Genomic DNA, 8,883 nt, shown 5'->3' on the forward strand with positions numbered 1-8,883 from the left:
AACCTTGGCTCCCAACCTGCCAGTCAAATTATCAGTTTCGCCCAACGCTATCCTCAATCGGCTATGGCAGAAAAACTTGCAGCCGATTATGTCGAAGAAAAAGTCAAAATGGCTGACTTTGCCACTGTACAACCTGTACTGCAATATGTTACCAATGCCGATCCGGCTGAAGCCTGTGCAGTTGCACAAGTCCGTGCTAAAAGTGGCGATCAGTTGGTTTATGCTGAATTTAAGGATGTCTGGCTGACCACAAACTCTCAACCTGAGTCTTGTACGGGCTTAGGACGAATGATGCTATCCAGTCCTCTAATGACCAATGAAGACCGCCAGCAGCGTTTGTGGGTGCAATTACGTGCTGGTCAGTCTGGACAGGCAATTGCCACTGCACAAGGTTTAGGGCTTAACCTGTCTCTNNCCTATCTGATTTATGCGTTGGGGCGTCTGGCAGACAGTGATCTCGATTCAGCAATGTCCATTGTAAAACGTACTGCTGAAGGTACGCCGGTACAAGTACAAAAAACACTATTCAGAACTGTTGGTTATATTGGCGGCACTACGGTAATGAAAAATAATTTTAACCGTGAAGTGCTGAACTATCTGGATGCCAGCTATGGTTTGCCATTTAGTCCAGAAGAAGCCGAAATTTATGCCCGTCAGGCGATTCGTTTTAGTGCCTGGGAAAGTCTGATTCGTGCCATTGATGCAATGAGTGTGAACCAGAAACAGGAAGACCGCTGGCAATACTGGCTGGCACGTGCCAGTGAACAGCGCACAGATCGCGCTTCAAAACAGGCAGCAGAAAGTATCTATAAAAAACTGGCGGTCGGTGAGGATTATCATAACCTGCTGGCGCGAGATAGATTAGGCCAATTAACGGCTTCTACACCGAATTCAGCACAGCCATCCAGTCAGGCCATGCAACGCCTGAACCAGGATATCCATTTCCGCCGTGCCTTTGCCTTACGTAATATTAATGCACCAGAGAATTATATTAACCGTGAATGGAACTGGGCAGTGCGTCAGGCTTATTTAAGAAAAGATGACGATTTACTGTTGGCAGCAGCCAAACGCGCGATGGATATGGGGTGGTATGACCGTGCCATTTATGCAGCGGATCGTACTGCGGACAAGCATAATTACAATTATCGTTATCCGATGCCACATCAGAATTATGTGGTGAGCCATAGCCGTAATGCCGGCATTGATGCTGCCTGGGCTTATGGTTTGATGCGTCAGGAAAGCCGGTTTAATACCAGCGCACGCTCTCATGTAGGCGCTGGTGGTTTGATGCAGATCATGCCGGACACCGCCAAACTGGTCGCTCGTCAAATGGGTGAGACCTATAACCCGGCAGCCTTGACTGATATGAACACCAATATCCGTTACGGAACTTACTATTTATCAACAATTCAGCGTCAATTGAGCAATAGTCCAGTACTGGCAACAGCAGGTTATAATGCCGGCCCGAACCGTGCCCGCCGTTGGCAACCCGAATTCCAAAGTATTGCTGCGGATCAATATACCGAAACCATTCCTTTACTGGAAACACGAGATTATGTGAAACATGTCATGACGAACGCGACATATTACGGTATTTTATTGGGCCAGGGCGCACAATCGGTCGGTAAGCGTATGCAAGACATTCCATTACGTAATACACCATAGCATTCAAAAAATCTAAGGGAAGGATAGTTTGTTGATCAAGGGAATAAGGGGTGCTCAAATTTCTGCTGGATGGGCTGCACTTTTATTTTTAGTAGCAAGTCCAGCTGCCTTTGCATTGCCAACGGGTTATGTCATGGACATCCAGATGGTACCGGCACTTTGCAGTCTGGATCCGGCCTACAGTAAAAAAAGAAAATGTCTTGAAGGTTATTCCCTAAATATTTCTGGTCTCTATCCTCAAACCACATCGACACATTGCACTACTACCAGTTCTGCAAAGTTACCGCCTTTGCAGGCTAAAGTGGTGGCGCGTATCATGCCGGATGAAAATACCCGCGCATTGCTCTGGCATAATATTGGCGGCTGTATTCCGATGAATGCTACACAGTATTTTCGTACGGTGATCAATCATGCTGATCGTCTGAAAGTTCCTGAAGAACTCACCGAGCAGGAAAGTCATACCATTTCCATTGATATGCTGCGTTCAAAATTTCTGAAAATCAATCCGCAACTGCCTTCAACAGCATTGCGCTTTAACTGTCATCAGACCCGAGCATCCAGCCTGCTGACCTCGATTCAGGTCTGCTATAACGCCAATGGGGGCTATAAAGGTTGTCCTGCAAACATTATTAATACATGTCCAAAAACTGTCACAATAAAAGGGACATACTAAGCCTTTTAGTCAAATTAATTTATATTTCCTATCATACTTTTGTTGAAATCCATTCTCTTTTACATGCATCTCGAAGAGGATTGGAGTACAATCTTTGCCGTTTATGATTATTAAGATTAGATAGAACAGCTATTTAATCATTATGACGATCCTCTCAATTGGAGATAATTACATGAAGCAACCTGTTCGCGTTGCCGTTACTGGCGCTGCTGGTCAAATTGGTTACAGCCTATTATTCCGTATCGCAAGCGGTGAAATGCTTGGTAAAGACCAACCAGTTATTCTTCAATTATTAGAAATTCCTGTTGAGAAAGCTCAGCAAGCGCTTAAAGGCGTAATGATGGAACTAGACGACTGTGCTTTCCCATTATTGGCGGGCATGATCGGTACTGATGATCCTAAAGTAGCTTTCAAAGATGCAGACTATGCTCTATTAGTTGGTTCACGTCCACGTGGTCCTGGTATGGAACGTGCTGACCTGCTTAAAGTAAACGGCGAAATCTTCATTGGTCAAGGCCAAGCACTGAACGAAGTTGCTAGCCGTGACGTTAAAGTTCTTGTTGTAGGTAACCCTGCGAACACTAACGCTTACATCGCTATGAAATCTGCTCCAGATCTTCCAGCGAAAAACTTCACAGCAATGTTACGTCTTGACCACAACCGTGCGTTAACTCAACTTGCTCAAAAAGCGGGTGTTGCAGTTTCTGACATCGAAAACATGACTGTTTGGGGTAACCACTCTCCAACTATGTATGCTGACTACCGTTTTGCTAACGTAAACGGCGAAAGCTTGAAAGACAAAATCAACGATGCAGCTTGGAACAAAGACGTATTCCTTCCAACTGTTGGTAAACGTGGTGCTGCGATCATCGAAGCACGCGGTCTGTCTTCTGCTGCTTCTGCTGCGAACGCTGCAATCGACCATATGCGCGATTGGGCTCTTGGCACAAACGGCAAATGGGTAACTATGGGTATTCCTTCTGACGGTTCTTATGGTATCCCTGAAGGCGTAATGTTCGGTTTCCCTGTAACTACTGAAAACGGTGAATACAAAATTGTTCAAGGTCTTGAAATCGACGAATTCAGCCGTGAACGTATCAACGTTACACTGAACGAGCTTGAAGAAGAGCGCGCTGCAGTTGCTGACATGATCAAATAGTTTAATCTTTTAAGATTAAGTTAAAAAAGCACTCCATTTGGGGTGCTTTTTTATTGCTATTTCTACAAAATTTAAAGAACAAAAAATAACATCTTGTGAAAGAGGGACAACTGAACTTTGCGAGTAGCTCATCTAGTTTAATAAGAAGAATCATCAACAAAAGAGGAGGTACTGAGATGTTAGAGCAGCGACCTACCATGGAACTTTTTTTTGAGCAACTCGGCTTGGATTCAAGCCAGGAAGCAATCGATGAATTTATTAAAACCCATCAGATTGGGATGGATGTCCCCTTACATAAAGCTCCTTTCTGGACAAAAAACCAACATGATTTTCTGATTGGCCACTGGAAAGAAGATGATGACTGGGCAATTTTCGTAGATGTACTCAATGAGCAATTGCATATTGAGGCAGAGGGAAGTGGTTCTTGTGATCTACCTTCTTCTAAGCGTCAATAATATTTTCAAATCAATGAACTGATTATTTTTATGATGGAGTGAGCGAATGGTATTAGAACAGCAAGTGACTTTAGAATTATTATTTGAGCAATTAGGCTTGCCTGCTGATGAAGCATCAATTGATGAATTTACCAAAAATCATCAGCTACCATCAGACGTGATTTTGCCGGATGCAGATTTCTGGAATGAGGGGCAAAGCGCTTTTCTTCGAGAACACTGGCATCAAGATGATGAATGGATCGTAATCATTGATAAACTGAACCAGCTTTTACATGTCGAAAGTGATAAAAAAGGCCCTGAAAGCAATTAAAGTTTCTTTATACAAAAAGACACAACAAAACCTAGTCCTTTGACTAGGTTTTTTTTATATTATCTTATAAGTTAGTCCTATAAATAACTACAATATATCTGATATATATAAGGAGGGCATATGCTCGGGAAGAACCAACCATCCTTAGAAATGTTATTTTCTCAACTCGGCCTAGCTAACAGCCCGGCGGCCATCGAGCTTTATGTGCGTACTCATCAGCTACCTGCCCATATGTCATTGCATGAAGCACCTTTCTGGAATAAGGCGCAGCGTTCGTTGCTAATTAGTCATCTGGTACAAGATGATGACTGGGCAATCTGGATTGATGAACTGAATCAGCAATTGCATCTGGATGCAGATCGACGCCGTCTGGCTTGAGTAAATTAAATTAATTCATAAAAAATGCCTCATCAATGTGAGGCATTTTTTATAGGAATAGATTTCGTTGTTCTAATGCATACGGCTACGCAGAATCTGAATAAACCATTCCAGTTGACGATATTCATCAAATGCCGGATGCTGGCCTACCAGTTCATGGTCAAAATGGGCTGTTTTACTGTATTTATTTAGCCAGTGACGAGTCATGGCAGGTTCTTTCTTACTAGCAGATGCATAAGCCAAGAAGAAATAAATATCCGCATGCTCATAATTGGTCATCGGTTTTAGAATCTGCTGGGTAATGAGCGCATAACGATCTTCTTTGGTCAGCTCAAAGTAGATCATATAGGCTTTGGCCAGATGCAAAGACAGATTGATATACAAATCAAGTGGCATTTCTTCAAATTCAATCCGGCCCTGCTCCAGCAGAACAATCGCTTCTTGCAGGAAATGCACCTGCTCTTGACGTAACTGACTGATAGTCACCAGTTGCAGACGAAGATCAGCTCGTTCAAGCGCCAACTCAGGCGTATTGCCATTTAAAAATAGCTGATCTGTTTCACCAATGCGTGCAATGATCTCTTTGGGGGTTGGTCGCATGAACGCAGTCCTCATATCTCAATGATTGCTATATGAGGCTGAAAATTGAAATTTAAAGCGTGGAAAAAAGATTAGAGCAAATGGGTATTACTTCTTAGCCAGGCAGTGATTGATAAACGCTGGTGTTTGGCTTTTAAAACTTCATGCATTAAATCACTTTGGAAGAAGGCAATACGGTTTGGCTTAGGCTGGATAATATGCCATTGATCATTTTTATCCTGCAAATGTAGTTCGCCGCCCCAGTTATCTTGCCAATCATCATGTAAATAATAAACCGCAGAAATCATCCGGCCATTCTTGCCTTGAGGATTATCGCGATGCAGGGCATAGAACTCACCTGCGTTATAGCAGGCAAAATGGGCTTCCACATCTTTAATGCCGAGGAAGAAAGCGCGGTTCAGCTCATGACCTAAGGCCTGTAAGGTTTGCACATGCTGGTTAGAAATTTCCAGATCTTCATTGAGCCAGAGAATATGATCACTACGGATATTGCTAACTACGCCATTTTGAATGGCTGCATCACGAAAGCGTTCCAGATTGCTGGTACATTCAGCAATCAGCTGTTCAACATAGGATGGGGCATAAGCATTGTCGATCATGCTAAAACCATGCTGATCTAGATCATCAAGAATCTGATCAACTGGCCAGGTTGCCGGGAGTTGAACTGCTTCCATAGAAACTCACCTAGAAGGGTAAATTGGGGTTGCGCTATTCTATGTAAGAATCGGGTCTGAACGAAACTATTTTTCATGTTAAAATAGCGGTTGATATTAGGAATTAATGAAACATGAATTACCGTCACCATTACCATGCTGGCAACTTTGCCGATGTCATGAAGCATGTATTGTTGCTTCAATTATTGACTCGACTCAATGCAAAAGATAAACCATATCGCTATGTGGATACACATGGTGGTGCAGGTAAATATGATTTATCCACCTCTGAAGCGCAAAAATCAGGGGAATTCCTGAACGGTATTCATCGTCTGATCAAGCTAGATGATTCGGTCAAGCGTAATGCACCAGAAGGCGTACAACAATATTTAAAAATTGTTGAGAAAATGCGTGAAAACTTTGGTAAAGGTGCATATCCGGGTTCACCCTGGTTTGCGCTGGAAGGCATGCGTGAAATTGACAAGGCCACCATTTTTGAAATGCAACGTGATGTGTTTCAGCAGCTACGTCATAACATTTTTGACAAGCGTGCGGGTCTGCATGAGCGTGATGCGTATGAAGGCTTGCTCGCAGTCATTCCACCGAAAGAAAAACGTGGTCTGGTCATGATCGATCCGCCTTATGAGCTGGAGCGTAAAGACTTCCCTCAATTGGTTGAATTACTGGTTGCTGCTTATAAAAAATGGCCGACAGGCGTATTTGCAGTTTGGTACCCAATTAAAGACCGTGCCATGATTGAGCGTTTCGAGAAGAAAATGTTCAAGACCGGGATTCGCCGTCAGTTGGTATGTGAAATCTGTGTATGGCCAGATGATACGCCGGTGGGTTTAAATGGTTGTGGTTTACTGGTGATTAACCCACCTTGGAAGTTCTCTGAAGATGCAGACGAAGCGCTGCAATGGTTATTCCCGCATTTGCGTATGCAAGAAAATGGCGGTCATGCTGCAGTTCGTTGGTTAGTAGGCGAATAATATTTTAAAGATCGGGTCATAGTTAGGATCGACAAGAATGACAAGTACAAATAAGCCGGAACACGAATCTTCTAAAGATTTGCCATTTGATGGCATCACCTTCGAGGTGGAAGAGGTAGAGCATACCCAGGAAGGGCAAAGAGTTAAGCGTCGAGGTATCTATCTGTGGCCTAATCTGATTACAACCGCTGCGTTGTTATCAGGCTTTTACTCGATTATTGCCAGCATGAATGGCGAGTTTCAGCAAGCTATTTATGCGATTTTCCTGGCGGCTTTGTTTGATGGTCTCGATGGTCGTGTGGCAAGAGCGATTGGGGCACAAAGTCCATTCGGTGAACAGTTTGACTCACTATCCGATATGCTGGCCTTCGGTGTAGCGCCAGCCATTCTCATGTATAGCTGGGGATTAAGTGATTTAGGTCGTATCGGGCTGGCGGCTTGTTTTGTCTATACCGCTTGTGCGGCTTTCCGTCTGGCACGCTTTAATGTTCAGATTGGCGTAGTGGACAAACGTTATTTTATTGGCGTTGCGAGTCCATTAGCAGCCGTCATTATTATTTCACTGGTCTGGGTAGGATTGGACTTCCCGACTGTGTTTGATATTCGTGATTCTACTGTACAAATCATTAATGCTGCGATTATTGTAATCGTGGGCTTATTGATGATTTCCAATATCAAATATTATTCATTTAAAACTGTAGAGCGTAGACGGGTACCGTTTTTTGTGCTGCCGATCGCGGTGTTTATCTTTGCAGCGATGACTTATAATATTCCAGTGGGGATTCTCGTGATCTCCGTCATCTATACCTTGTCTGGTTTCCTTACAACCTTTATGGCAAAAAGACAGAGTACCTTATAACAATATAAAAATAAGGAGTTTGAGATGCAGTTTCTTCAAGATTTTCTAGATCGTTCGAAACAGCTGAATCAGACTCCTGCTGTTTCCCCGCATAATCTTGCCTATCATGGGCCAAACCAGAAATATAAAATTATTCATCAAGGTTTGACACTTCCTGATCTGCCTGCACCTCTTCATTATTTTAACTTTTCGAGTATCATCGGTCAGCCTAATGCACCGATGTTGGCAAACCCGAGTGCTATTCAAACCAATGCACTGGATACAGTCACAGTAATCTGTAGTACCAGTCCGCATATGGCAGGACAATTAAATTGCTATTCAATCAAAAAGGATTGCAAGTTTCAGTATGGCCTGTTTCAGTTTCTGGATCGTGAAAAACTGACAGGCGACTTTCCGCATTTTCGTTTACAGCGTTTTGATTCTGAACTGAGCTTTGATCTCAGCATCCATACGACCAATCTGATTTCACACTTCACCCAAATGCGCTTTGCACTGGCTGATCATTGGTCTTTGCTCTGTTATTGTCAGGGTACCTTACATTATAAAGATCAGAAATATCTTATTGAGAGCTTAGGTAGTTTTGAATTTGCACGAAGCTTTAATTTTCCCTATTTGCCTTTAGCCTTTCTGACTTATCAGATTATTAACCTGAGTGAAGGACGACAATTATTGCTGGCACAAATTCGGGATAGTCTGAACAGCATTGTGCAGTCACGAATTTATCTGCGTGACCTGAAAAATATGACCAGTCAAATGTTCGATCAAAAAGTCTATTTCAAGGTGCATCGGGTTTATCCGAGTGTGACTACCCCAAATGGGCAAAAGATGTATCTGCCGCGTGAGTTTGAATGGTGCTATGAAGATGGCAAAGGAACACAGATCTGGTTGCAGGGACAAAGCCGGGGAGATTTCAAATTTGGTCTGGCTGCGGGTTATGTTGGAAGCTTTAATTACGAAGTCAGAATTAATGGCAAGACTGAGTATGGAGAAGGGGGCTATTGTGAATATATAGATTGCCGCTCCTTGCGCTTTCAGGAACACGATAAAAAAGAGAAATTATTAAGTACATTGGCCAATCCTGTACCTTTAATGCTCAAAAAATAGGGAAAATCGGCATTTTTGTAGAAATAATAATCAAC

The 8,883-nt window shown here is 43.0% G+C and carries 11 protein-coding genes; 9 read left to right on the forward strand and 2 right to left on the reverse strand.

From position 1 onward, the window contains the following. The 6 genes from B3J29_RS12885 to B3J29_RS12910 all read left to right on the forward strand — a co-directional run. Window positions 1-1,665 (forward strand): lytic transglycosylase domain-containing protein (locus tag B3J29_RS12885; protein WP_286965769.1); only part of this gene is annotated, 1,665 nt, incomplete at its 5' end. Window positions 1,666-1,699: 34 nt separating this feature from the next. Further along, complete coding sequence (locus B3J29_RS12890) at window positions 1,700-2,338, forward strand: ribonuclease T2 family protein (RefSeq protein WP_286739484.1); 639 nt, start codon at window positions 1,700-1,702, stop codon at window positions 2,336-2,338. A gap of 172 nt (window positions 2,339-2,510) precedes the next feature. Then, window positions 2,511-3,497: a malate dehydrogenase gene (locus tag B3J29_RS12895; protein WP_004786815.1), complete on the forward strand. Its 987-nt coding sequence runs from the start codon at window positions 2,511-2,513 to the stop codon at window positions 3,495-3,497. A gap of 176 nt (window positions 3,498-3,673) precedes the next feature. Beyond that, on the forward strand, window positions 3,674-3,952 hold the full coding sequence (locus tag B3J29_RS12900) for a DUF2789 family protein (RefSeq protein WP_286739479.1): 279 nt from the start codon (window positions 3,674-3,676) through the stop codon (window positions 3,950-3,952). A gap of 46 nt (window positions 3,953-3,998) precedes the next feature. Then, the gene (locus B3J29_RS12905; protein ID WP_286739480.1) at window positions 3,999-4,262 is read left to right on the forward strand and encodes a DUF2789 family protein; all 264 of its coding nucleotides are present in this window, start codon (window positions 3,999-4,001) and stop codon (window positions 4,260-4,262) included. Between the two features lie 120 nt (window positions 4,263-4,382). Continuing rightward, window positions 4,383-4,640 (forward strand): DUF2789 family protein, encoded by a 258-nt coding sequence (locus tag B3J29_RS12910; RefSeq protein WP_004786809.1) that lies wholly within the window; start codon window positions 4,383-4,385, stop codon window positions 4,638-4,640. Between the two features lie 72 nt (window positions 4,641-4,712). Here the strand turns inward: B3J29_RS12910 and B3J29_RS12915 are convergent, their stop codons facing one another. Both B3J29_RS12915 and B3J29_RS12920 read right to left on the reverse strand, forming a co-directional pair. Next, on the reverse strand, window positions 4,713-5,240 hold the full coding sequence (locus B3J29_RS12915) for a hypothetical protein (protein WP_005233815.1): 528 nt from the start codon (window positions 5,238-5,240) through the stop codon (window positions 4,713-4,715). A gap of 71 nt (window positions 5,241-5,311) precedes the next feature. Beyond that, the gene (locus tag B3J29_RS12920) at window positions 5,312-5,914 is read right to left on the reverse strand and encodes a 2OG-Fe(II) oxygenase (protein ID WP_286740812.1); all 603 of its coding nucleotides are present in this window, start codon (window positions 5,912-5,914) and stop codon (window positions 5,312-5,314) included. Between the two features lie 113 nt (window positions 5,915-6,027). Here B3J29_RS12920 and B3J29_RS12925 point away from each other — a divergent pair, with 113 nt between their 5' ends. The 3 genes from B3J29_RS12925 to B3J29_RS12935 are packed head-to-tail and all read left to right on the forward strand — an operon-like array spanning window position 6,028 to window position 8,848. Next, window positions 6,028-6,885, forward strand: a complete 858-nt coding sequence (locus B3J29_RS12925; protein ID WP_004786802.1) for a 23S rRNA (adenine(2030)-N(6))-methyltransferase RlmJ — start codon at window positions 6,028-6,030, stop codon at window positions 6,883-6,885. A 37-nt stretch (window positions 6,886-6,922) separates the two neighbouring features. After that, window positions 6,923-7,744 carry a CDP-diacylglycerol--serine O-phosphatidyltransferase gene (gene pssA / locus B3J29_RS12930; protein WP_286740814.1) on the forward strand — a complete coding sequence of 274 codons (822 nt, stop codon included), beginning with the start codon at window positions 6,923-6,925 and terminating at the stop codon, window positions 7,742-7,744. A gap of 24 nt (window positions 7,745-7,768) precedes the next feature. Then, window positions 7,769-8,848, forward strand: coding sequence for a DUF6670 family protein (locus B3J29_RS12935; protein WP_286740816.1), 1,080 nt, complete (start codon window positions 7,769-7,771; stop codon window positions 8,846-8,848). Window positions 8,849-8,883: the final 35 nt, after the last annotated feature.

It is taken from the genome of Acinetobacter sp. UBA5984, from assembly GCF_002429925.1.
Taxonomy (GTDB): domain Bacteria; phylum Pseudomonadota; class Gammaproteobacteria; order Pseudomonadales; family Moraxellaceae; genus Acinetobacter; species Acinetobacter variabilis.

Excerpts from the sequence above, each read along its gene's own strand:
- B3J29_RS12895 (WP_004786815.1), top strand. The coding sequence starts at position 2,511 with ATGAAGCAACCTGTTCGCGTTGCCGTTACTGGCGCTGCTGGTCAAATT.
- B3J29_RS12900 (WP_286739479.1), top strand. The coding sequence starts at position 3,674 with ATGTTAGAGCAGCGACCTACCATGGAACTTTTTTTTGAGCAACTCGGC.
- B3J29_RS12905 (WP_286739480.1), top strand. The coding sequence starts at position 3,999 with ATGGTATTAGAACAGCAAGTGACTTTAGAATTATTATTTGAGCAATTA.
- B3J29_RS12910 (WP_004786809.1), top strand. The coding sequence starts at position 4,383 with ATGCTCGGGAAGAACCAACCATCCTTAGAAATGTTATTTTCTCAACTC.
- B3J29_RS12915 (WP_005233815.1), bottom strand. The coding sequence starts at position 5,240 with ATGCGACCAACCCCCAAAGAGATCATTGCACGCATTGGTGAAACAGAT.
- B3J29_RS12920 (WP_286740812.1), bottom strand. The coding sequence starts at position 5,914 with ATGGAAGCAGTTCAACTCCCGGCAACCTGGCCAGTTGATCAGATTCTT.
- B3J29_RS12925 (WP_004786802.1), top strand. The coding sequence starts at position 6,028 with ATGAATTACCGTCACCATTACCATGCTGGCAACTTTGCCGATGTCATG.
- pssA (WP_286740814.1), top strand. The coding sequence starts at position 6,923 with ATGACAAGTACAAATAAGCCGGAACACGAATCTTCTAAAGATTTGCCA.
- B3J29_RS12935 (WP_286740816.1), top strand. The coding sequence starts at position 7,769 with ATGCAGTTTCTTCAAGATTTTCTAGATCGTTCGAAACAGCTGAATCAG.